The sequence below is a fragment of the Cyclobacterium plantarum genome, from assembly GCF_011290685.1.
GTDB classification, from domain to species: Bacteria; Bacteroidota; Bacteroidia; order Cytophagales; family Cyclobacteriaceae; genus Cyclobacterium; species Cyclobacterium plantarum.
The window spans coordinates 61988-82921 of sequence record NZ_JAANYN010000005.1 but is presented as its reverse complement, the minus strand read 5'-3'; the positions used below and the strand labels follow the sequence as shown (position 1 = coordinate 82921).

Annotated in this window: 20 protein-coding genes; 9 read left to right on the top strand and 11 right to left on the bottom strand. The window is 44.3% G+C overall.

What is annotated here, in order from left to right:
- The first annotated feature begins 149 nt into the window (after nucleotides 1–149).
- The 3 genes from ald to G9Q97_RS12670 all read left to right on the top strand — a co-directional run bounded on the left by ald (nucleotide 150) and on the right by G9Q97_RS12670 (nucleotide 3595).
- A complete protein-coding gene (ald, locus tag G9Q97_RS12680; RefSeq protein ID WP_166147411.1) occupies nucleotides 150–1271 on the top strand; it encodes an alanine dehydrogenase in 1122 nt (373 codons plus the stop codon).
- Between the two features lie 126 nt (nucleotides 1272–1397).
- Nucleotides 1398–2747 carry an oxygen-independent coproporphyrinogen III oxidase gene (gene hemN, locus G9Q97_RS12675; RefSeq protein ID WP_166147409.1) on the top strand — a complete coding sequence of 450 codons (1350 nt, stop codon included), beginning with the start codon at nucleotides 1398–1400 and terminating at the stop codon, nucleotides 2745–2747.
- A gap of 32 nt (nucleotides 2748–2779) precedes the next feature.
- Nucleotides 2780–3595, top strand: a complete 816-nt coding sequence (locus G9Q97_RS12670; RefSeq protein ID WP_166147407.1) for a Cof-type HAD-IIB family hydrolase — start codon at nucleotides 2780–2782, stop codon at nucleotides 3593–3595.
- On the opposite strand, the gene G9Q97_RS12665 is transcribed toward G9Q97_RS12670, so the two are convergent.
- The 8 genes from G9Q97_RS12665 to G9Q97_RS12630 all read right to left on the bottom strand — a co-directional run bounded on the left by G9Q97_RS12665 (nucleotide 3592) and on the right by G9Q97_RS12630 (nucleotide 11553).
- Nucleotides 3592–4275: a DUF2461 domain-containing protein gene (locus G9Q97_RS12665; RefSeq protein ID WP_166147405.1), complete on the bottom strand. Its 684-nt coding sequence runs from the start codon at nucleotides 4273–4275 to the stop codon at nucleotides 3592–3594. The genes G9Q97_RS12670 and G9Q97_RS12665 overlap by 4 nt on opposite strands.
- Before the next feature lie 311 nt (nucleotides 4276–4586).
- Nucleotides 4587–5291, bottom strand: coding sequence for an SIMPL domain-containing protein (locus G9Q97_RS12660; protein WP_166147403.1), 705 nt, complete (start codon nucleotides 5289–5291; stop codon nucleotides 4587–4589).
- Between the two features lie 281 nt (nucleotides 5292–5572).
- Nucleotides 5573–6181 carry an alpha/beta hydrolase gene (locus G9Q97_RS12655; RefSeq protein ID WP_166147402.1) on the bottom strand — a complete coding sequence of 203 codons (609 nt, stop codon included), beginning with the start codon at nucleotides 6179–6181 and terminating at the stop codon, nucleotides 5573–5575.
- A complete protein-coding gene (locus G9Q97_RS12650; RefSeq protein WP_166147400.1) occupies nucleotides 6169–7128 on the bottom strand; it encodes a ring-cleaving dioxygenase in 960 nt (319 codons plus the stop codon). The genes G9Q97_RS12655 and G9Q97_RS12650 overlap by 13 nt, the downstream gene beginning before the upstream one ends.
- Nucleotides 7129–7188: 60 nt before the next feature.
- Nucleotides 7189–7716, bottom strand: coding sequence for a YceI family protein (locus G9Q97_RS12645; protein WP_166147398.1), 528 nt, complete (start codon nucleotides 7714–7716; stop codon nucleotides 7189–7191).
- 81 nt (nucleotides 7717–7797) lie between these two features.
- A complete protein-coding gene (locus G9Q97_RS12640; RefSeq protein ID WP_166147397.1) occupies nucleotides 7798–8247 on the bottom strand; it encodes a MarR family winged helix-turn-helix transcriptional regulator in 450 nt (149 codons plus the stop codon).
- A gap of 116 nt (nucleotides 8248–8363) precedes the next feature.
- Nucleotides 8364–10883, bottom strand: coding sequence for an ABC transporter permease (locus tag G9Q97_RS12635; RefSeq protein WP_166147395.1), 2520 nt, complete (start codon nucleotides 10881–10883; stop codon nucleotides 8364–8366).
- Nucleotides 10876–11553, bottom strand: a complete 678-nt coding sequence (locus G9Q97_RS12630) for an ABC transporter ATP-binding protein (RefSeq protein WP_166147393.1) — start codon at nucleotides 11551–11553, stop codon at nucleotides 10876–10878. Before G9Q97_RS12630 ends, G9Q97_RS12635 begins: the two co-directional genes overlap by 8 nt.
- A gap of 97 nt (nucleotides 11554–11650) precedes the next feature.
- Here G9Q97_RS12630 and G9Q97_RS12625 point away from each other — a divergent pair, with 97 nt between their 5' ends.
- The 4 genes from G9Q97_RS12625 to G9Q97_RS12610 all read left to right on the top strand — a co-directional run bounded on the left by G9Q97_RS12625 (nucleotide 11651) and on the right by G9Q97_RS12610 (nucleotide 15696).
- Nucleotides 11651–12328, top strand: coding sequence for an arylesterase (locus tag G9Q97_RS12625; protein ID WP_166147391.1), 678 nt, complete (start codon nucleotides 11651–11653; stop codon nucleotides 12326–12328).
- A gap of 123 nt (nucleotides 12329–12451) precedes the next feature.
- Entirely contained in the window at nucleotides 12452–14191 is a 1740-nt protein-coding gene (locus G9Q97_RS12620; protein ID WP_166147390.1) for a GMC oxidoreductase, read from the top strand.
- Between the two features lie 4 nt (nucleotides 14192–14195).
- On the top strand, nucleotides 14196–14912 hold the full coding sequence (locus tag G9Q97_RS12615) for a gluconate 2-dehydrogenase subunit 3 family protein (RefSeq protein ID WP_166147388.1): 717 nt from the start codon (nucleotides 14196–14198) through the stop codon (nucleotides 14910–14912).
- Nucleotides 14913–15042: 130 nt separating this feature from the next.
- On the top strand, nucleotides 15043–15696 hold the full coding sequence (locus G9Q97_RS12610; protein WP_394352993.1) for a 3-keto-disaccharide hydrolase: 654 nt from the start codon (nucleotides 15043–15045) through the stop codon (nucleotides 15694–15696).
- Nucleotides 15697–15703: 7 nt separating this feature from the next.
- Here the strand turns inward: G9Q97_RS12610 and G9Q97_RS12605 are convergent, their stop codons facing one another.
- The 3 genes from G9Q97_RS12605 to G9Q97_RS12595 form a co-directional block, all read right to left on the bottom strand.
- Nucleotides 15704–16417, bottom strand: coding sequence for a Crp/Fnr family transcriptional regulator (locus G9Q97_RS12605; RefSeq protein WP_166147384.1), 714 nt, complete (start codon nucleotides 16415–16417; stop codon nucleotides 15704–15706).
- A 102-nt stretch (nucleotides 16418–16519) separates the two neighbouring features.
- Entirely contained in the window at nucleotides 16520–16999 is a 480-nt protein-coding gene (locus G9Q97_RS12600; RefSeq protein ID WP_166147382.1) for a type I restriction enzyme HsdR N-terminal domain-containing protein, read from the bottom strand.
- Nucleotides 17000–17053: 54 nt separating this feature from the next.
- Nucleotides 17054–17776 (bottom strand): ComEA family DNA-binding protein, encoded by a 723-nt coding sequence (locus G9Q97_RS12595; protein WP_166147380.1) that lies wholly within the window; start codon nucleotides 17774–17776, stop codon nucleotides 17054–17056.
- Nucleotides 17777–17950: 174 nt separating this feature from the next.
- On the opposite strand from G9Q97_RS12595, the gene hemA reads away from it, so the two are divergent.
- On the top strand, nucleotides 17951–19225 hold the full coding sequence (hemA, locus tag G9Q97_RS12590; RefSeq protein ID WP_166147379.1) for a glutamyl-tRNA reductase: 1275 nt from the start codon (nucleotides 17951–17953) through the stop codon (nucleotides 19223–19225).
- 114 nt (nucleotides 19226–19339) lie between these two features.
- Entirely contained in the window at nucleotides 19340–20932 is a 1593-nt protein-coding gene (locus tag G9Q97_RS12585) for a WG repeat-containing protein (RefSeq protein ID WP_166147378.1), read from the top strand.
- Nucleotides 20933–20934: the final 2 nt, after the last annotated feature.

The following is a 20934-nucleotide window of genomic DNA, read 5'->3' as shown; positions in this document are numbered from 1 at the left end:
TATCTCAGGCCTGAAAAAACAAAAAAACCCAGCTATTTTTATTATCTCCCAACTTTTTATGGAATCTGAAAACTTTTCTCCTGTGAAAGTTCCCTGCACTGGGCAGGCTGCTTATATTTGCTGAAGACTTTAACCAAACCATTTCAACCATGCGCATAGCCGTTCCCAAGGAAATCAAAAACAATGAAAACAGAGTAGCCCTAACTCCCGCAGGAGCGAAAGAGTTCGTCAAAAACGGCCATGAGGTTTTTGTTCAAAAGTCGGCCGGAGAAGGCAGTGGATTCAAGGATGAGGCTTACGAAACAGCCGGAGCAACGATCCTGCCCAGCATTGAAGCTACCTATGAAACAGGCGAAATGGTTATGAAGGTCAAAGAACCCATCGCCTCGGAGTATGAATTGATCCGGGAAGACCAGTTGCTATTTACCTATTTTCATTTTGCTTCTTATGAACCGCTTACCAGAGCCATGGTGAAAAGCAAAGCGGTCTGCCTTGCTTATGAAACCGTTGAAAAACCAGACAGCAGCTTACCCCTCCTGGTGCCAATGTCTGAGGTAGCAGGCCGCATGGCCGTTCAGAAAGGGGCAAACTATCTGGAGAAACCTCTGGGTGGAAGGGGAATTTTGTTGGGGGGTGTACCGGGAACTCTACCTGCAAAAGTCTTGATCCTGGGCGGGGGTATTGTTGGCACCCAGGCGGCATGGATGGCCTCAGGGCTGGGGGCGGATGTAATCATTCTGGATGTGTCCTTGCCACGCATGCGTTACCTTTCTGATGTCATGCCCAAGAATGTCAAAACCATGATGTCCAATGAATACAATATCAGAAACCTAATTCCAACGGCTGACTTGATCATAGGAGCTGTACTTATCCCCGGAGCCAAAGCACCTCACCTGATCACCAAAGATATGCTCAAGGAAATGGTGCCCGGCACCGTATTGGTTGATGTAGCGGTTGATCAGGGAGGTTGCATAGAAACCTGCAAACCTACCACTCACGAAAAACCCACCTATACCATAGAAGGCGTACTTCATTATTGTGTAGCCAATATGCCGGGAGCGGTTCCCTATACTTCCACACTCGCGCTGACCAATGCTACCTTGCCTTATGCATTGGAATTGGCCAAAAGTGGCTGGAGAGATGCATGTATCAGGTACCCTGAACTGAAAGCCGGGCTAAACATCATCAAAGGAGATGTGGTGTATCAGGCAGTCGCCAATACTTTTAACCTTCCCTACGTACCCGTAAGTTACTACCTGAACCACAACTAGGTTTTATGGTTAAAAATCAAATTGCAGTAAAACCCTGATTTTTATCAGGCTTTCAAACTTCTCTTGTCATAGTTTCCGGAGGCAGGGATGGGGTAATTTGTACCTTCAAACAATTATTCTATCCCTATGTCGGCATCAGACCTCATTAAAAAATACAATGTCCCGGTCCCAAGATATACCTCCTACCCGGCCTTACCACACTGGAACAATAGCTTAAGCGCAGAAAATTGGAAGAACCATTTCATTCAGGCATATGAAGAATTTGGCAAGTCAGATGGAATTTCCCTCTACATCCACTTACCTTATTGTGAAAGCCTGTGTACTTATTGCGGGTGTAACAAAAGGATCACCAAAAATCACCGGGTAGAATTACCGTATATTTCCGCCATAATGAAAGAGTGGAACCTTTACCTTGAACTACTGGACGAGAAGCCCAAACTTGCAGGAATCCACCTGGGTGGTGGCACGCCTACCTTCTTTTCTCCAATAAGCCTCGGAATCCTGCTCAAGCACATCAGCAGAACCTCCACCCGCTCAGAGAAATTTGAATTTAGCTTTGAAGGTCATCCCAACAATACCAGCAAAGACCACTTGCAAACGCTGGCCCAATTCGGGTTTTCCAGAGTGAGTTATGGTATTCAGGATTTTGACCAGCAAGTACAAGTCGCCATCCACCGCATACAGCCCTTTGAAAAAGTTAAAGAAGTAACAGAACAAAGCCGACAACTGGGCTATCGCTCCATAAATTTCGACCTGATTTACGGCTTGCCCCATCAGACCCTGGAGACCATGAAAGCCACCTTCCAAAAAGTGAAGGAGTTGATGCCCGAAAGGATTGCCTTTTACAGTTATGCCCACCTGCCAGCTGCTTTTCCTGCACAAAAATCATTTGAGGCTTATTTGCCAGATGAAAATCAAAAGAGGGATTTGTACGAGCAGGGTAAAAACTGGCTCCTCGAAATGGGCTACGAGGAAATTGGGATGGATCATTTTGCGCTACCCGGGGATCCATTGTTAAAGGCCAAATACAATAATAAACTCCACAGGAACTTTATGGGCTACACCACCTCTCCATCAAAAATACTCTTAGGACTGGGCTGCAGTGCCATCAGTGACATTTATTACGCCTATGGACAAAATGAAAAGTCCGTCGATCTTTACAAAGAGAAAATAATAGGGGGAACAATTCCTTTGGTAAAGGGCCACGTACAAAACGAAGCAAACCTTAAAATCAAAAACCTGATCATGGAGCTGATTTGCAACCACAAAGCTTCCTGGAAAGATCTGGAATCCTTATCAGAAGAGCTGTTGGATCAACTATTGGTTTTTGAGAAGGAGAAAATGGTTGCTTTTGATGCAAATGGGGTAAGGATCACGAGGGAAGGCAAACCTTTCGTGCGAAACATATGTGCGGCTTTTGATCCCTACATGCAAAACAACAAAAAATCAAAGCCCCTTTTTAGCAAAGCCATTTGATTGCTTATCTTTGCGAAAACCATTCGTAAATAATGCGCATCAAAGCAATTTGTACAGATATAGACGGGACTTTACTGGATCAAAACCGGGAAATCTCCAAACGCACCCGGGAAGCTTTCGCAGCTCTGCCTGCAAATTTCCCTGTCATTCTGGCCTCATCCAGAATGCCTGCCGCCATGACGCATTTACAGAAAGACCTTCAAAGAGAAAACAATCCTATAATCTGTTACAATGGAGGCTTTGTAATCCATCCTCCCAAAAAGCAGCACTCAGCCCTGAGCTCTACCTGGATTGAAGCAGAAATATGCGGAAAAATCGTCGAACTGGCCAGAAATAAGGATATCCATATCAGTCTTTATTCCGCAAATGAATGGTATGCGCCACAAGTGGATAAATGGACCGAAAAAGAAGAAAAAGCCACCAAAGTAAAAGCAGGCATCCTCAAAAATGCTGTCGTTATCGATTCCTGGCAAAGAGAGCAGCGGGGTGCACACAAGGTCATGTGCATGGGAGAGGCTGATGACATTCAATGGCTTTACCGTCAATTGGAGCAAAATTTTTCAACCATGCTTCATCTTTACCGCTCCAAAGACACCTATATAGAAATTGCGCCCCGGTCCATTTCCAAAGCGACAGGTTTGGAACTGATTCTTAAAAGCTACAACATTGCCATGGAAGAGGTCATGGCTTTTGGGGACAATTTCAATGATATCGAACTATTGAAAAGCGTTGGACTGGGCATAGCCGTGGGAAATGCCCGGGAAGAGGTAAAGGCAGTAGCCAGAAAACTCACGGCCAAAAGCAAAGCAGATGGGGTAGCCATGGCCATAGAAGAACACCTGCTTTAAAGTAAAAAGGCCTCGTCTTCCGTTGTACCAATGGCCCTTTCCAAAAATCGATAGAAAGGATGCATCATTTCAAAGGCCGATATTGACAGTTTTACATAATTTCCAGATTGAATTTCCTGATCGCTTACAGGTCTTGAAACAATAAAACTTTTGTACTTCAAATACTTGAGGTAGGGGTGGTCCTTATCATAATCCCGGGGGGAAGACTTCAGCTGCTCACCTTCCATATCCCCAAAAAAGGAGTGGAATTCGGGTCGGTGTAGGATGTTGTCCAGTTCTTCTCCTGAATAATCAATCTCCTGCCTAATTTTTTTCAAGGTGTCTGCAGCAGGCATATAAATCCCTCCTCCTACGAAGCTTCCACCAGGCTGCATATGAAGGTAATATCCCGGTCCTAGTGACTTTTTCCCGCCTATTGCAAAATAGGCCGCCATGTTGGTCTTGTAGGGCTGCTTATTGGCACTGAACCTGACATCCCTGTTTTGCCGGAAAATACAATCCTTTGGACGCAGCTCGGAAAAAAGTGGCTGCCTCTCACTCAAAGCCGATAGGATTTCTGCCACATCCTCCAAAAGACGCTCCTTTACCTGTAGGTACCAATCCCTGTTGGCATCCATCCAATCCTTGGAATTATTTTGGGTCAATGCTTCAAGAAAATGTAAAATAGGGGTATTTCTCATGGTTTTAAAACTCAACTCATCCGGAAAATGTTATTCTCTCTGTTCAACTGCGTTCTTCGCGCAATTAAATATAAAAAATTGTTTCAACATTCCAGGCTACTTAACCCGATCTTCCTAACCGTTATCACTTAAAGTTACTTGCCGGAAAAGTAAAACCATAACCTCTTTTTTATATATCGAGCGGATCTAGGCCATGGCTACCATCAAGGCTTCGTCCGGAATCCTTTACCTCCAAAAATGTCCGGAAAAGAACCGTTAAAGAAATGATCTGAAGCCTTCCAAATGCCCTTCCGGACACCATATTAACTCCCTCACATTTCAAAAGTAAAAACCATATTGATCTGATCTGTAAGCGTTTGCTCGTCGGGACTAAGTGTTGGAGGAGTATACTGGTCGCTGGCTTTCATCCTCATGGATTCTGCTCTGTAAACCACAGGCTCAATGGAGGATCCGGACTGGTAATTGATTTTATGCACCGAAACCCTGGATAAATTCAGGGATGCAGCAATGATGTCGGCCTTTCTTTTTGCATCGGCTATGGCAAGCTGCAATAATTTTTCCCGGTACGTCTTCTTGACTTCATCAGACAACCTGTATTCCATTTGGAAGCCCAAATCGGTGGCCTCATGAAGGGCCTGAATTATTTTGACCAAATCTTCACCAGTATCCTTTACCAGTATGCTTAGGTTTTGACTGGCCACGTACCCACTGTCTTTCGTCGTCCCTTTAATGTAAATCCTGTTTACATTTACGAAGTAATTATCCGCTGTCATTTCGTAACCTTTCACACCACTTTTCTCTAATGCTTTGGTTACCTGTTTGGCCTTTTTATTTAATGCAGCTGTCACCTCGGCCGTTTTCATCGCTTTTTTTGAAAGGGAAACGGTCAGCATAACCTGGTCCGGCATTACCTTGATTTCACTTGTGCCCTGTACAGCTATTTGATTTGATTCCTGGGCAAAAACCCCAAAGGTATTAACAAGGAGAATAAAGAGGAACAGAATGATTTGTTTCATAAGTGTATAATTTGTATTTAAATGGCCACATGCCCGCCGGGATGATGCCAGTCGAGCGGGGAATCTTTGCCGATTAAAATAATCATTGCCCTGTGTGTTTAACGATGATTTCAATCGTATCGATTTCATGACTTTCTGAATTTCATGTATGGATACAGCCTTTACGGTATCTCTTGCCATAAAGTTATGACAAATCATGGGCCAGAATAAAAACCAACTGGAATCCCTGCCTCAAAAATAAACAGGGTAAGATTGAAATGGCTAATTGACAATAAGTTATATCAAAAATTCAGCACAAATTGATTTGCCGCAAGAATTTCTTCCTCTCGTATGCTGTGGAACCGATCTGGAAAACCGACTGCTTTCACCCTGGCCCCCAAAGTTGTCAACATGCGTTCGGTTTCCTTAATCCTGGAAAAGGGAACATGAAAATCTTCCAGGCTGGCCCCAATGAATACCGGAGTACCTTTAAGGTCTCCTTCGTAGGGTGAAAGTGATTCCCCTATCAAGCCTCCGGTAAAAGCAATCACTCCACCATATCTGGCAGGATGTCGTGCTACAAACTCCAGTGAAAGGCAGGCCCCCTGTGAAAAACCAATAAAATACAGTTGATCAAGGTCCTTTTTCTGATCCAATACATGTCGCACCAGATTATTGATTATTTCCAGGGATTGGCTCAGATGGGGCTCGTTCTCCTTTTCCGGAGCCATGAAGCCATAGGGATACCAGGTGTTGCCCGGTGCCTGAGGTGCCAAAATCGCAAAATCATCCAGCGCCAAAGCATCTGCCAAGCCTAATAGGCTGCCTGCAGTTGCCCCCCTGCCATGAACCAGAATGGCTATCTTGTCAGCTGTTGTTAAATCCTTTCCTGTTTTAATTATTCCTTCCATCGTACATCATAATTAACCTGTATCGGCCCAAGTTGCTTTTCAATTTGCGCTCTTTGTGGCTCGGCCCAGTCTGGCAGTTTTAACGCATTACCCAGGCCCTCACTGGACTCGTCAATCAAAAATCCTGGCTCATCAGTGGCCACTTCAAACAATATCCCTCCGGGTTCCCTGAAATAGATTGATTTAAAATAATTCCTGTCTTTTACTTCAGTAACCGGTAAACCAAAGTCATGCAATATTCCCTGAACGCGTAATTGCTGCGTTTCATCCTTTGTCCGGAAAGCCAAATGGTGCACCGAACCGGCACTTTGGATGGATCGTGAGTCAGGATCGGCCACGACCAGGTCTATGGTCTCTCCTGGCTTTCCAGCAATCCCATAACGGAAACGATTGTCCTGTACCTTATCGATCAAGCTGTAGTTCAATACTTCTGTCAATACTGCAGCAGTTGGCTTGCTATCCCTGACATTCAGGGTAGCACCAAAAAAACCCTTGATGGCCATATCTTCTGGAATACTTCCACCTGACCATCCCTTCCTGTCGTCTGCCTTTGCAGCCACCAACTCGAGGCCCATTCCATCATGGTCGGTAAACCTGATCAATTGCTCCCCAAACCTGCTTATCGTATCAGAATGTACAATATTCAGGGAACTTAACCTGTCTTTCCAAAAATCAAGAGATCCGGCAGGAATCGAAAAGGAGGTGAAAGTCATTTCCCCCAATCCTCTCCTTCCCCTGGCGGCAGCCTTAAATGGGAAAAACGTGAGGATAGTCCCGGGACTTCCCTTTTCTGTACCAAAATAGAAATGATACACATCCGGAGCATCAAAATTGATGGTTTTTTTTACCAGTCTCAAGCCCAGAACCTGGGTGTAAAAATTAACATTTCGCTGTGGATCTGAAGCAATAGCTGTTACGTGATGGATACCTGAAATTAAATTTTCCATGGGTCAAGGATTAATTTCCGGGCCCTGAAAAATTCCAGAACCCGGAATGAATGTACAGATTTATTGTTTTACCAGCTGTATACTGGCCAGAATTTTTACTTCGTCACCGACGACAACACTTCCCGCCTCGGTCACGGCAGACCAGGTCAAACCAAAGGCTTTCCTTGAAATTTTTCCCTCCAGTTCAAAACCAGCCTTAGTTTGTCCATAACCATCCACGGCCACTCCTCCATGGTCTACCCTGAAAGAAACCGGCTTGGTTGTCTCTTTGATAGTCAGTTCACCATTCAGAAAAAACTCACCCTCCTTTTCTTCCAGCTTGCCATTGGCAAAAGTCAGTTTTGGATGGTTGGCGGCATCAAAAAAGTCGGCCGATTTCAGATGTGTGTCCCTGTCCTTCTGGTTGGTATCAATGCTGTCAATATTTGCGGTAAAGCCAACGCTTGCTCCGGAAAAATCGTCGTCTTCTGTTGCTGCCTGCCCATCAAATTCCCTGAAATAACCGGTTACGGTAGAAATTACCAGGTGCTTTACCTTAAAGGATACTTCTGAATGTGTTGGATCAATGGTCCATTTTGTAGTGCTCATAATGTTGAATTTTAATTGTTTAGAGATTTATTTTATAAGTTAGTACATTTTATGTATATACATGTTTTTGAGTAAAAATTTTTATCCTCTTAGTTTATCCAAAAGCCCATTCAATTGAATGGCTTCTTCCTCCGAGAGTTGTATGGAATCCTTATTGAACAGCTTTACTTCATTTTCCAATCGACTGAGCGTCTCTAAACCCTTATCCGTAATGGTGATATCCACTTGTCTGCGATCTTCTGCACATTCTTTCCTTTCTACCATCCCCTTTTGTTTCAGCTTTTCCACCAAACGGGATGCGTTGCTCATTTTATTGAGCATCCTGTCCTGAATGGAGGAAACCGTTGTGGGATCCGGATGCTTGCCCCGGAGAATCCTTAACACATTGTATTGTTCCGGAGATAAGCCGTAAGGCTTGAAAAGTCTGCTTTGGCGGGAAACCAGGTAACTATGGGTATACAGCAAGTTTACCATCGCCTTGGTATAAACATCCTTAAAGGGCTTTTGCCTGATTTCCTCTTCGATTTTCATTTATTTCAATTTGTATTTAATGTATATACATTTATTACAGGTAAAAGGTTTCAAAAAATGGAAAATTATTTTTAAAAACCCCATAAAAACCTGATTTACAGGAAAATTTGGTTTACTTAAGTTCTCAATATGTCCATGGTTTTTGCTTTCAGTATATTCAGGCTGTTGATCCAACCCAAAAAGACAGTGAGCGCAGTGATCAGTCCGAAGACCAACAATAAGGGCAGCCATTCCATTCGAAAGCTAATTTCAAAAACATAATAGCTCAATAAGAAAGCGGCTATTACAGATAGCACCACCCCTCCTCCCGCGGCAAGACTTCCCAGAAAAAAGTATTCCAGTGCATTGATTTTCAACAAAACCCTTTTCTCTGCTCCAATGGTCCTCAATAAGATATTTTCCCTGATGCGTTGAAACTTACTGATCAGCAGGGAACTGATCAACACCAATACGCCTGTAAGAATGCTAAACAAAGCCATGAACTGAATGACAAAGCTGATCTTGCTCAAGATATCTTCCAGGGTCTCGACGATCATGCTCAGGTTGATGACGGACACGTTGGGAAACTGCCTCACCATCAGGTTTTGTATGTCTGCAGATTCCTGATCATTTTTGGTTTTGGTGATCAGCACATGGAATTTTGGGGCATTTTCTAAAACCTTATCCGGAAAAACCACCAGGAAATTGGTAGACACTTGTCTGAAGTTAACTTTTCTGAAACTCCCCACATAGGTGGTTAGTGGCCTCCCCTGCACGTTAAAGACCACTTCATCTCCCAATTCCACATGATTTCTTTCCGCATAGCCCTCTTCCATGGATACGAAAATGCTGTCATTCTCGCTCTCATAAGGAATCAGTTTACCAGCGATCAGTTCCTCTGTTTTGATCAGGGTATCCCTGTAGGTCACCCTGAATTCGCGGTCATACATGGAGTTGGACCTCCTTTCCTCATCGGGCAATTCCTCATTGTCCGTTTTGGTGAGTCCATTGACTTCCGACACCCCCATCGTAACTATAGGCACGTGCTGCAGAAGAGGCAAGCCCTTTTCTTCCAGCACCGATTTCATGCTGTCTACCTGATGCGTTTGGATATCAAAAAACAACATGTTGGGCTGGTCCTCCTTATCAGCAAACCGAACTTCATCCAAAAGTTGGTTTTGGATAAAAAACAGGGTGCCGATCATGGCCGTTCCCAAACCAATGGTAGCCAGTAACGACACGGTTTGGTTGTTGGGCCGGTATAGGTTGGCCAGGGCCTGCCTGGCGGGATAATTGAGGGAAATCGGAAGAAATTTCCGGATGGCCTTCATGGTGCCCAAAGCCAGCAGCCATAAAGCCCCGAATGCAAAAATCACGTATCCCGTAAACCATAAAGCTTCATCCCATTCCTCAAGCAGAAAAAAGCTAAATCCCAGAATAAACAACAAAATGGCTATCAACACCATCCAGCGCAAAGGATCCTTTCCCAGCCCTGTGGTCTGATCATCGGGCCTCAATGTCATCATGGGAGAAACCTTCCTGATTTTGAGTAAGGGAATCAAAGCAAAAAGAATGGATATCAGTACACCAGTGATGGTTCCCATGGCGATGGCTTTCCAGGAAATCTGTACGCTCACCTCCACGGGCAGAAAGTCACTGAAAACGAATGGCAATAAAAATTGCAAAAATGCACCCAAAGCAGCACCCAGAAGGGAGCCGATAAGCCCCATGATGAAAATTTGCACCAAATATACGATCACGATTTCTTTTGACCTTACCCCCAGACATCTTAAAACCGCAACAGATGGCAATTTCTCTTTTACAAAAACATTGATGGCACTGCCCACTCCTACACAGCCCAGCAAAACGGCAATGAAAGCCACCAGGCTCAGGAAATTGGTGAGGTTTTGAAAGGACCTGCCTGTAGAATTCTTTTGGGATTGCACGGTCTCATGATCTACCTTGTCCTCATCCCATTGCTCTTCATATTCGGAAACCAGGGCCTCTATCTCCAGTTCTTCCGGGAATTTAAAATAATGGACGTACTCTACCCGGCTGCCATATTGGACCAGGCCTGAGGCCTCCAATTGGTCCATCGGAATGTAAACCGCCGGTGCCACTGTGGCCGTAATGCCATTTTGGCCGGGCACCTTCTGCAATGACCCGACTATTTCAAGCGTTACATTGCCTACTTTAATGCTATCACCTACTGCAGCTCCAAATTGGGCCATTAGCGTTTTTTCCACCAAAGCCCTTTTGTTGCCTTTCCTGAAATCAGCCTCACCGGCTTCAGGGATTGTTTCCAGCTCTCCATAGAAAGGGAAATCTCCCTCCAATGCCCTTACCTGGGTGAGCCTGCTCTGGCCAACTTTCGGAAAATATACCATGGAAGCAAAATTCACCTCAAAGGCCTGTGCACTGGCCTGGCTTTCTATTTCAGGAAAATCTATGGGTTGCCTCTTTTCCAGGGACAAATCGGCTCCCAAAAGCTCTTTTGCCTGATCATCAATGTCTTTGCTCAGGTTATCGCCAAAGGAAGTAACGGCCACCAAAGCAGCGATTCCGATGACGATGGCAGAAACAAACAAAACAAGCTTAAGCCCCGTTTTCCTCAGCTCCCTTTTCGCCATTAAAAATGACCAGTTCCAATCAACCATTGACGGCCTCCTGTAATTTTCCCCCTTTAATATGAATAGAATGGTTGGTTTTAGCGGCCAATTCCAGATCATGGGTGACCAGGATCAGGGTAGTGCCCTCTTCTTCATTGAGCTGAAAAATAAGGTTCTCCACCATTTCCCCGGTTTCAGTATCCAGGTTGCCCGTGGGCTCGTCGGCAAATAAAATTTTCGGTTCGTTGGCAAAGGCCCTGGCGATGGATACCCGCTGTTGTTCTCCTCCTGACAGCTGGTTGGGGTAATGCGTCATCCGGTCTCCCAAACCTACTTTTTCCAAGAGTGCAGTTGCCTTTGTCCTGGCATCCTTCCTTTTTTTGAGTTCCAGGGGTACCATCACATTTTCCAGTGCAGTAAGGGTTTGTAAAAGTTGAAAATTCTGAAAAATAAAGCCTACCATCTGATTTCGGATAGCTGCCCTCTGGTCTTCATTCATCTTTTCCAAGGCCTTGTCACCCAATATTACGCTGCCGGAACTGGCCACATCCAATCCGGCACAAAGCCCTAAAAGTGTGGTTTTTCCGCTTCCGGATGGCCCGACTATGGACAAGGTATCACCAAGGCCCACTTCAAAACTAACCTGGTCCAAAACGGTGAGTTCCCGGTTTGCACTCCGGTAAGTTTTGGTCAGGTTTTCAACTTTCAATATATTCATAGCTTTCAAATAAAACATAAAAACCTTGGCAACAAAAACAATAGTGAATTAAGTTTAGTAATTTTAACACTTGCCCTTAAAATTAAATTCAATACCAATGAAAAACGCAATTTACCTGTTTCAGTTTTACCTGTTTTTGCTTATCCTGGGATTTTCCTGTAGCCAAAAGGAAAATAAACAAGCAGAAAGTTTCCCGGAAAGCACAGAAGTTCAGGAGAAGAGCGAAAGAAAAACCATTTTATTTTTCGGCAACAGCCTGACTGCCGGCTATGGAATAGAGGACTATGAAGCCTTTCCGGCACTGATCCAGGAAAAACTCGACAGTATAGAATCAGATTATCAGGTGATCAACGGTGGATTAAGTGGGGAAACCACTGCCAGTGGTTTGAGCCGACTGGACTGGTTTCTGGAAGAAAAACCGGCCATTTTTATTTTGGAATTGGGAGGTAATGATGGTTTGAGGGGGATTTCATTGGAAGAAACAGAAAAAAACCTTCGGGGAATCATCCGTTCGGTTCAGGAGGAGTACCCTGATACAAAAATTCTGTTGGCGGGAATGCAAATCCCTCCCAATATGGGACAGGCTTATACGGACAATTTCAGAAAAATGTATGCCGAGATTGCGGAAGATGAGGAAGTCGCACTTATTCCATTTCTTTTGGAAGGCGTGGCCGGTGATCCGGAATATAATTTACCGGATGGCATTCACCCTACGGCAGCCGGCCATCAAATTGTGGCTCAGACTGTATGGAAATATTTAAAACCCCTACTGTAAATATCAGTTTACCCTTAAAAATGACTGGAAGGTTTAAAAAAGCCTTGTAGATCCAGATAAATTCGTTTTTTATTTTACGAAAATTGTCTTACTTTTTGAAAAATTTTAATCAAATAAAAAAATATGAGTATTCATATACAGTCCGCTGAGGATTCCTATGACGTCATCATCGTAGGATCTGGTGCCGGTGGAGGGATGGCGTCCAAAATTTTGTCAGAAGCCGGTTTAAAGGTTGCCGTTGTAGAAGCAGGTGCTGATTTTGACCCTGCAAAAGAGGAGCATCGCACCCAATTGCGTCCTCCCTGGGAGTCTCCAAGGAGAGGGGCCGGAACAGTCAGGCCATTTGGTGATTTTGATGCAGCAATTGGTGGCTGGGATATTGAGGGCGAACCATATACGCGTGGCCAGGACAGTGAATTCGATTGGTTCAGGTCCAGGATGCTGGGAGGCAGAACGAATCATTGGGGAAGGATATCGCTAAGATTTGGTCCACTGGATTTCAAAAGAAAAAACCTGGACGGACTGGGCGACAATTGGCCTATAGGCTATGAAGATGTAGCCCCTTACTATGATAAGGTGGACAAATTGATCGGTGTTTTTGGGTCTAAGGAAGGTATCAACAACGAGCCGGACGGATTTTTTCTTCCGCCCCCCAAGCCCAGGCTGCATGAATTGCACATCAAAAAAGGTGCGGACAAAATCAATCTCCCTGTAATTCCTTCGAGATTATCCATATTGACCCGGCCGGTCAACAATGAACGGGGTACTTGCTTTTTTTGCAACCAATGCAACAGGGCCTGCCAGATATATGCGGATTTTTCCTCAGGGACCTGCCTGGTCAAGCCGGCCATGAAAAAGGGAAAAGTGGATCTTTTCACCATGTCCATGGTCAGAAAAGTAACCACCAATGAGCAGGGGGAAGCCACAGGCGTAACCTACATCAGCAAACTGGACATGCAGGAGTACAAACTCAATGCCAGGGTGGTGGTGTTGGGCGCATCAGCCTGTGAGTCTGCACGGATCATGTTGAATTCAAAGTCCAAGACACACCCGGATGGGCTTGGAAACAGTTCCGGGCATGTGGGCCGCTATCTGCATGATTCTACAGGTGCTGACCGGATGGGTATCTTGCCTGATATGATGGACAGGCAGCGGTACAATGAAGATGGTGTAGGCGGCATGCATATTTACACACCATGGTGGCTGAACGAAAAAAACCTGGACTTTGCCAGGGGCTATCATATTGAATACTGGGGAGGCATGGGCATGCCCTCCTATGGATTTGGCGGTGGTATGGATACCATGAGGCAATATGTAAAAGATGAGTTTGGCAAACCCAGTCCAAACGGGGGGTATGGCCAGGGCTTGAAAAAGGATATCAGAAGATTTTTTGGCAGTACTGTAGGTATGTCGGGCAGAGGGGAAAGCATCCCCCAATACAGCAATTACTGTGAGATCGACAATCAGGTAGTGGATAAATTCGGTATTCCTGTCCTGAAATTTCACTACAAATGGACGGATCAGGAATTGAAACAGGCCAGGCACATGCACGAAACATTTGAGGAAGTACTAGGAAGTATGGGTGCCATCATTCTGGGCAATAAACCCGGGGCCGAACAACAATATGGCTTGCACAAACCCGGCCGGATTATTCATGAGGTAGGTACTACCCGCATGGGAGACGATGCCAGCACGTCGGTGTTGAACAAGTTTTCCCAGGCCCATGACTGCAAAAATCTTTTTGTGGTAGACGGCGGGTCCTTTGTTTCTCAGGCAGACAAAAATCCCACCTGGACCATTTTGGCCCTTTCCTGGAGGACTTCCGAATACATCATTGATCAATTAAACAAGAAAAACATTTAAGGCCATGAACAGAAGAGAAAATTTAAAGCTTTTATTCACCGGTTCGCTTGCTTCAGGCTTCCTGTTTACAGGATGTGGTCCCGAAGCTCCTGAGACCACCGAAATCCCACACAATCCCACCATAGGGGAATTTGGCAGTTACGGCAGGACTCCTGAGGAAATCATTTACAATGAAAAGCTCAAATCCGCTACATTTTTCACCGAAGATGAGCGTAAAAAACTGGATGTACTGGTAGATATCATCATCCCTGCTGACGAGACCTCCGGAAGTGCCACGGAAGCCGGAGTACCTGATTTCATTGAATTCATGATGAAAGATATTCCAGCTTACCAAACTCCCATGCGGGGCGGACTGCTTTGGCTGGACCATAAATCAGATGAGCTGTTTGGCAGTAAATTTCTGGAAATAAGCGAAGAGCAAAGGATTCAGATCATTGATGAAATCGCCTACCCCGATAAGGCAAAAGCGGAGAATGAAGGAGGGGTACGTTTCTTTAACATGCTCCGGAATCTTACTGCAACCGGCTTTTTTACCAGCGAAGAAGGATTCAAAGACCTGGGCTATGTAGGCAACAGACCCAACGCCTGGGACGGTGTACCCGATGAGGTGCTTGCCAAGCACGGCCTTCAGAATGATCCCAAATACAAAGATGTTTACCTGGACATTACCACCAGAGGCACCATTGCCCAATGGGACGATGAGGGTAACCTGATCGGATAATCCCAAAATCTGTTCTATAGTTCTTTACACCTGCGGTGGTTGGTTTAATTTCGGCACCGCAGGTTTGCCCTTACCTTCAAAACCCAAATTTGCCATGAAATTTTTCCCAGCCTTTTGTTTATTGAATTTCATGCTGGTTTCGGGTGCCATTCAGGCCCAGAAATTGCCCATTTTCAATGGAAAAGACCTTTCCGGATGGCATGCCGATGTACCCGAGAAAGATGAAAATCCCGGAATAGGTCCTTCATTCGTCGTAAGAGATGGCATGCTGGTGAGCCTGGGCAGGCCGCTTGGACACCTGATTACCGATGATGTTTACGAAAACTACCGCATTACCGCTGAATACAGGTTTCCCGGTGAAACCGGCAACTGCGGGATTCTGGTCCATGCCTCCACCCCCAGGGCATTGTATGATATGTTTCCCAAATCCATAGAAGTCCAGATGATGCATGAAAATGCAGGGGATTTTTGGTGTATTGTGGAAGATATTGCCGTAGAAAACATGGTAGAAAGAAGGGGTAAAAAAGAAGATTGGGGCATCGTGGAAGGTAAAAACAGAAGGATACTAAACCTTACTGACGGATCAGAAAACCCGCCCGGTGAATGGAATCAGATGATTATTGAATGCTTTCAGGACCGGATCAAAGTCTGGGTTAATGGAGATTTGGTCAATGAAGGCTTCCATGCAACCGCCAGAAAAGGTCAGGTGGCTATTCAGGCGGAAGGCGCCGAAGTGGAATTTAAAAAACTAATCCTGGAACCCATTGATGGTCTTACTAAATAAAACTGGGCTACCCGTAAAAATCGGAAAGCCTTACCAAAGCCTTTCTGTCCAGTAACATTATCTTTTTCCCCTGAAGGTCTATCAGGCCATCCTTCTTGAATTCCGATAAAAGCCGGATCACCGTCTCTGTAGCAGTACCCACTATACCCGCAATTTCTTCTCTGGTAAGATTGATATCCAACCTTTGTTTGTCTCCTCCATCTACTCCATAGCTATCTCCCAACTTTAAAAGGGTTAAGGCCAGCCTTTCCCGGATGGATTTTTGGGTGGCATCCGTCAGTTGGCTTTCCATCATACCCACATCATGACAGAGGGAGCGGGTAAGCCTTCGGTGAAAATTATTGTCTTCCGACAATAGTTTTAAAAATACTTCCTTAGGAACAAAACAAATCCTGGCATCCTCTACGATGGTTGCGGTAGTGGTATAAGCCTCCTCTGCTATCATGGAGGTATACCCTACAAAATCTCCCTTCTGGGCCAACCTGATGATTTGCTCTTTCCCATTGGATGCAGTTTTATAAATTTTTACAATCCCGCTGTTGATACAAAAAACACCTAAAGGTTTGGTGTTCTCGTAATAAAGAATCTGCCCCTTTTTATGGGAGATGAAATTTTTACTGTCTGTGATATTGCATAGGTGCTCCTGACCCACTTCAGAAAACATGGAAAACTTTCTGCTCAGACACAATTCGCAAGGGGTGCTCTTTTCAGGCTTATTCATGTTCAGGGAAGAAATTTAATTCTCTCTAAAATTATTGGGTAAATTTAACAAATTACATGACTAAAGTCACTGAAAAATGCATATTAATAATTAAACTCAAGCTCAATCAGTAGAGAATACCGGAAAATGATTGATTTGCCGGTAACTACCCGATTTATTATCCATCCTAAGGCAAATATGTTTGCGTCCGTTGCTGATGCCTAAAAAAGTCGCCTTGATTTTTTGGTTGTAAACCCCAACCTGCTCAATGGTTTTTTGGGTCAATGGTACCTCCGGGGCTTTACATTCCATTAGAAAAAAAGCTCCACCTTCCCGATTCAATACCAGGATGTCAAATCTTTTTTGAAGGGCATTGTACGTCAATCCCCTTTCCAGAGCAATTAAACTTTTCGGATAGTTGAGTTGGCCTACCATGTACTGCACAAGATGCTGCCGGACCCACTCCTCTGGAGTCAAAAGTAAATTTTTCTTTCTCAGGGGATCAAATATATACCACTTCCCATTGCCTGCCTCTTCTATTCGAAAATCATGGGCAGGAAGGTTAAGCTTTTCCATCTGCGGCTTTCTTAGCCCTTCTTCCATAAAACAAAATTGAATGAATTTTACCGGTACAAAAAATGATCCATAAAATTTTTCTCAAAAATTCAAATATGGGGCAACTCTATCTACCCATTCTTCAGAAAAAATCCGGATATGGAGCAGGTCTGAAGCCATTTTATAAGCCCCATGCTGCTTTCGGTAAGCTACAATTACCTTGGCCTCACCAAAGGTTATGTAAGGATGCTGTGAAAGCTCCTGAACTGTGGCCTCATTGATATCGATCTTGCTTGTTATGTTGGAGCTGAAGGGGAATGTTGCATAGATTTTCTCCGCAAGTGCCGCATCCACCCCATACACCTCCAATAGCTGCTCCGCCCTGTTGAATCCCCCGAGTTTGCTTCGAAATGCCACGATTCTTTCGGACAACACAGGCCCTACCCCATTCACCAGTTGAAGCTCCACCGCAGTGGTCTCAGAAAAAGCAATGGTATTCAGTCCTGGTTTCACGGGTGCCCTCAGGGTGCTTCGCTGTTTCTTTGCTTCCCTGTTTTCTTTTTCCTGAGGAATCGTAGTCCCGGCATTTGTTTCAAGCGGATTTTTTGAAGAGAAAGTGGAATCTTCCTCAAGCATCCGGAACTTTTCCAGGTAGCTGGAATAACTTTCTTCGCTGCTGGCCCTGTAGTAGGCACTGACCCAATAGGCAAATGCATAAAGGAGGACCAAAACAGGGACTACAAATACAAAACCCCTGGCCTCCCGACGGGAAAAGCCAAAGTAGGATTTCAAAAAATAAAACAACTTATCTACCATTGGTTTCATCTATTGACAGCATAAATTAATATTATTGGAATTATATTCCAAAAATTCGCATTATTGCAAGTAGGTAAATGATGAAAAAATTTATTTAGAAGGATTATAAATTAAACTCGCTTCAGTGATTTAATTCCATTCGTCCCTTTTCTATGATAAATTTGTCATTGGAAGTAGTTCATTATGCAATCAAAGTTTAAAGCTTTAAGTCTCTCATACAAAAATGCACCTGTAGAAATCAGAGAATTGGTGTCGTTGGATGATACTGCCATACGGTCCCTCTTAACCAAATTAAAGGATTTTTTCAGTCTCACAGATACACTAATTTTATCTACCTGCAACAGAACAGAGGTTTATTACAGCCATGAATTGGACCTTTCCACCGAAATTATCAAGCTGGTAGGGCTGGAAAAAGGATTGCCCAATACCATTGCCTACCTGGAGTACTTTGACATATTTCAGGATGACAGATCCGCCATCAACCATCTTTTCCGGGTGGCCATGGGCCTAGAGGCACAGGTTGTAGGTGACATGCAGATTTCCAACCAGGTCAAAAGGGCTTACCAGGCATCGGCAGACATGGAAATGGCCGGTCCTTTCCTGCACCGGCTCATGCATACCATCTTTTTTACCAACAAAAAAGTGGTTCAGGAGACCCAGTTTCGGGATGGAGCAGCCTCAGTTTCTTACGCTGCGGTAGAATTGATCGAAGAGTTGACTTCCAATACACATCAACCAAGGGTCTTGCTGGTGGGACTGGGTGAAATCGGTGAAGATGTGGCCAAAAACCTGGTTTACCTGACCGGTGCCAAGATAAAGATATCCAACAGGACCTATACCAAATCCCAGACACTTGCGCTGGAATATGGTTTTGAGGCCATCCCATTCGAAGATAGTTTTGAGGCGATGAAAGAGGCGGATGTCATCATTTCATCCGTTATGAAATCCGAACCTTTTATTACCAAAGGTTTGGTCAGTACCTTTGATATCAAAAGCTACAAGCTTCTGGTAGATCTTTCTGTCCCAAGAAGTATTGATACCGCAGTGGAAGACATTCCCGGAGTACTTCTGTACAATGTGGACAATATCCGGAGTAAGGCCAGCGAGACCCTTAGCCAAAGGACAGCTGCCATACCACAGGTGGAACAGATCATTGAAGAAAACATCAATGAGTTTTACGATTGGAAAAAAGAAATGATGGTATCCCCAACCATCAATAAACTAAAAAACAGTCTGGAGCAGATCCGGAAAGAAGAATTGGAAAGGTACCTGAAAAATGCAGATACCCAGCAATTTGATATTATTGATAAGATCACAAAGAGTATGATGCAGAAAATTTTAAAAGTGCCGGTGGTACAATTAAGAGCAGCATGTAAACGTGATCAGGCGGAAGAGATGATAGACATTATCAACGATTTATTTGACCTGGAAAAACAGCAAGATTCCAAAAAGGCTTAAGGCTTATTGGATTTTCTTTTCCAGTCCTTATTTTTTAAAAAAACGGTTTACCTGGAATAGGGTTATATTGAGAAAACTGCAAATTATTTTTACTTTCACCCAAAAGAAATCCTTATGCGAAAATTTCATCCATGGCCATTTTTAGTAGTGGTGTTTTTATTGATCGGAAACATTGAAAAAGCAAAATGTCAGGTATGGGAGGTTTTTGACAAGCAACTGAACCTGGAAAAGAAAATCTCCAATGGAGACATTCAACTTTTAGGCAATTCCATCAGAATCAATAATTGGGAAAACGACTTGTTGTTTCTGGGACCGGACTACGAGTCTTTTGCCACAGTGGACAGTTCCAGCCTTTACCAGTACCTTGAGCCCTGGATCATCATCAAAAACGAAAATAAATTTGGTGCCTTTCACGAATATGGTGAACAGGTAATGCCAACGGTCTATGATGAGATAGCTACCTATTACAATCTGCTGCTTGCCAGAAAAGGTAATGCCTATTTTGTTTACGACAGGGGCAAAAGAACCACCCAACCCATTGGAACCTTTGCAATGGCCAGATTTGCTAAAAACGGACAGGTGATCGCCAAAAGAGAGGACGGCTCATTTGCCTTGCCCTTATCCGAAAATCCGGATCACAGGTATATTTCCCTGAGCGACCCTTGCCTGGACGTGATTATTGCGGAAGAAAATTCCGGTCTTGGTTTGATCAACCGGGAAGGGGATTATATTCTCAAACCAATTATTGATGAAATCAGGCACCTGGAAGAGAATTATTTCTTTGCCCGCAATGAAGCAGAATACTTGCTGATCAATGCCCTGTCCACGGATGCGGATATCCGGTACAACAGTTTTCATAAAATCAGCCTGGAGCATGATGTGTTGGTGGAATATATTCATGGCAGGTTGCGGAGAATCATGAAAAATGATGGTATCCTGTTGGATATTGTGGGGATGGATTCCGTGAGAAAGGTGGGCCAACATTATAATGTCCATTTTAAAAACCAGAAAACAGGGCTTCTCAACCCCCAGGGAAAGTGGGAAGTTCGGCCTACCCTATCCGCTCAAAGGATCTTCCCCGGGAGTGAGGGGCTTTTTGGGGCCCTTATGGGTGAAAAGTTCGGATATATCAATACAAGCGGCGATACCATTATTGACCCGGTATTCGACCAGGTAAAACCTTTCTCAGAGGGTTTTGCTGAAGTGAAGAAAGGTCAGCAATGGGGATATGTCAATCCAAACAATGAAATGCGCATCCCCTTTTCATTTGAAAAAGCTGGGCCATTTTCGAATGGTGTGGCCATTGTGGTAAAGGATGGCAGGTTTAACCTGATCAATCAACAAGGAGAAATGTTGTTGGAAAACTCCTGCGAACAAATCAGCAAGACTGGTACAGGGTATTTTCTGTTGGAAAATGAGGGACTCATGGGAATGGCCAAACCAGATGGGCAGTTGATCAGCCCGGCGGTCTACGAAGAAATCAGAAGAGAAGGTCCGGACCAGGTGTTGGTCCGAAAAGGAGACGCCTACGGGATAATAAAGGAAAACGGGGATTTTATACTTCCATTACACTACAGCAAAATCCTTTTTGACAAGGAAAATGACAGGATTTTGGCAAAAAGTAAAGGCAGCGTAAAGGCTGCATCAGAAGAAATAGCTGCTGAGCATTCGCAGGGGCAGAAAAAGAAAAAAAATAAAGGGGCCTGAAG

Bases quoted from the DNA above. Each gene is read 5' to 3' on its own strand.
- G9Q97_RS12635 (WP_166147395.1), bottom strand. From the start codon at position 10,883: ATGGTTGATTGGAACTGGTCATTTTTAATGGCGAAAAGGGAGCTGAGG.
- G9Q97_RS12620 (WP_166147390.1), top strand. From the start codon at position 12,452: ATGAGTATTCATATACAGTCCGCTGAGGATTCCTATGACGTCATCATC.
- G9Q97_RS12650 (WP_166147400.1), bottom strand. From the start codon at position 7,128: ATGGAAAATTTAATTTCAGGTATCCATCACGTAACAGCTATTGCTTCA.
- G9Q97_RS12600 (WP_166147382.1), bottom strand. From the start codon at position 16,999: ATGGAAGAAGGGCTAAGAAAGCCGCAGATGGAAAAGCTTAACCTTCCT.
- G9Q97_RS12655 (WP_166147402.1), bottom strand. From the start codon at position 6,181: ATGGAAGGAATAATTAAAACAGGAAAGGATTTAACAACAGCTGACAAG.
- G9Q97_RS12645 (WP_166147398.1), bottom strand. From the start codon at position 7,716: ATGAGCACTACAAAATGGACCATTGATCCAACACATTCAGAAGTATCC.
- G9Q97_RS12625 (WP_166147391.1), top strand. From the start codon at position 11,651: ATGAAAAACGCAATTTACCTGTTTCAGTTTTACCTGTTTTTGCTTATC.
- G9Q97_RS12615 (WP_166147388.1), top strand. From the start codon at position 14,196: ATGAACAGAAGAGAAAATTTAAAGCTTTTATTCACCGGTTCGCTTGCT.
- G9Q97_RS12605 (WP_166147384.1), bottom strand. From the start codon at position 16,417: ATGAATAAGCCTGAAAAGAGCACCCCTTGCGAATTGTGTCTGAGCAGA.
- G9Q97_RS12595 (WP_166147380.1), bottom strand. From the start codon at position 17,776: ATGAAACCAATGGTAGATAAGTTGTTTTATTTTTTGAAATCCTACTTT.
- G9Q97_RS12640 (WP_166147397.1), bottom strand. From the start codon at position 8,247: ATGAAAATCGAAGAGGAAATCAGGCAAAAGCCCTTTAAGGATGTTTAT.
- G9Q97_RS12665 (WP_166147405.1), bottom strand. From the start codon at position 4,275: ATGAGAAATACCCCTATTTTACATTTTCTTGAAGCATTGACCCAAAAT.
- G9Q97_RS12610 (WP_394352993.1), top strand. From the start codon at position 15,043: ATGCTGGTTTCGGGTGCCATTCAGGCCCAGAAATTGCCCATTTTCAAT.
- hemN (WP_166147409.1), top strand. From the start codon at position 1,398: ATGTCGGCATCAGACCTCATTAAAAAATACAATGTCCCGGTCCCAAGA.
- G9Q97_RS12660 (WP_166147403.1), bottom strand. From the start codon at position 5,291: ATGAAACAAATCATTCTGTTCCTCTTTATTCTCCTTGTTAATACCTTT.
- hemA (WP_166147379.1), top strand. From the start codon at position 17,951: ATGCAATCAAAGTTTAAAGCTTTAAGTCTCTCATACAAAAATGCACCT.
- G9Q97_RS12670 (WP_166147407.1), top strand. From the start codon at position 2,780: ATGCGCATCAAAGCAATTTGTACAGATATAGACGGGACTTTACTGGAT.
- ald (WP_166147411.1), top strand. From the start codon at position 150: ATGCGCATAGCCGTTCCCAAGGAAATCAAAAACAATGAAAACAGAGTA.
- G9Q97_RS12585 (WP_166147378.1), top strand. From the start codon at position 19,340: ATGCGAAAATTTCATCCATGGCCATTTTTAGTAGTGGTGTTTTTATTG.
- G9Q97_RS12630 (WP_166147393.1), bottom strand. From the start codon at position 11,553: ATGAATATATTGAAAGTTGAAAACCTGACCAAAACTTACCGGAGTGCA.